The 382-nt window shown below is 77.2% G+C and carries 1 protein-coding gene and 1 pseudogene; one reads left to right on the forward strand and one right to left on the reverse strand.

Annotated elements, in window-relative coordinates; all coding sequences use genetic code 11:
- A pseudogene (locus LPA54_RS41945) lies at nt 1-162 on the forward strand (inositol 2-dehydrogenase); the annotation flags it as partial.
- 18 nt (nt 163-180) lie between these two features.
- Here LPA54_RS41945 and LPA54_RS41950 read toward each other — a convergent pair.
- On the reverse strand, nt 181-382 hold a 202-nt coding region (locus tag LPA54_RS41950; protein WP_368857927.1), incomplete at its 5' end, for a Gfo/Idh/MocA family oxidoreductase.

Below are 382 nucleotides of genomic sequence, written 5' to 3' on the forward strand. Positions count from 1 at the left end.
GTCCAGGCCTGGGTCGACGCCACCCGCCGCGGCCAGGTCACCGGCCCGAGCACCTGGGACGGCTACGCCGCCGCGGCCGTCTGCGAGGCCGGCGTCCGGGCGCTGGAGCAGGGCGGCAGGGTCGAGGTCGACCTCGCGCGGAAGCCCCCGCTGTACGCCTGAACCCAGAGGCGAGGGGAATCAGAGGGCGGTGCGAGGCCGCGGAGGCAGCCCCGCGGCCGCGTAGCACGCGTCGATCACCCGCATCGTCTCCAGCGCGTCGTCCGCGCCGAGGGGGAGGGGCCTGCCCCCGCGCACCCGCTCGGCGAACGCCTCCAGCTGGTAGTGGTACGACGAGCGGGCGCCCAGGCGTTCCGTGCGCTCGCCGTCGGCGGTGCGCACC

This window comes from Streptomyces sp. DH12, from assembly GCF_020873895.1.
Lineage (GTDB): Bacteria > Actinomycetota > Actinomycetes > Streptomycetales > Streptomycetaceae > Streptomyces.